Origin of the sequence: Mesorhizobium sp. M1A.F.Ca.IN.022.07.1.1, from assembly GCF_003997575.1 — a bacterium.
In the GTDB taxonomy this organism is placed as follows: Bacteria; Pseudomonadota; Alphaproteobacteria; order Rhizobiales; family Rhizobiaceae; genus Mesorhizobium.
This window is the reverse complement of the sequence record NZ_RZST01000739.1, coordinates 1-466: the sequence shown is the minus strand read 5'-3', so window position 1 is coordinate 466 and position 466 is coordinate 1. Positions and strand designations below refer to the sequence as shown.

Below are 466 nucleotides of genomic sequence, written 5' to 3'. Positions count from 1 at the left end.
ATACCGGCCATCATGAAGTTCATGGAGATGAATTCGGGCAGGAAGCTTTTCTTCACGTTCTCCCAATAGCTGCCGCCCATCATCGATTTCATGAACAGCGACTGGAAGATGAACAGGCCGAAGGCAAAGCCGGCGAGGTATTCGACGATCAGGTCGAGCCACATCGGCAGGCCAAGCGTGGCGGTGACGACCGCGGCAAGGATGATCCCGGTGGCATCGCCGGCGACGCAATGGATAGTCGAGCCGACGCCCTGCTTCCAAAGGGGTTTTGTGAAGGCCTCATGCTCGCCCGGGCGCGGTTCCTTGTCGGCCAGCACGTAGAGCAGCAGCCCGAGCGGGCCCATATAGAGCGTCACAAGGATGAAGCCCCATTTCATCACCACCGGCTCGGGATTGTTGTGACACTGGTCGAAGCCGACATAGAGCGTCGACGCTCCTGCCAATGCGAACCAGGCAACGAGGAAAT

1 protein-coding gene is annotated in these 466 nt (G+C 58.8%); it reads right to left on the bottom strand.

What is annotated here, in order from left to right; translation table 11 throughout:
• Positions 1 to 466 (bottom strand): DUF4396 domain-containing protein (locus tag EOA75_RS33725; RefSeq protein WP_164747802.1); only part of this gene is annotated, 466 nt, incomplete at both ends.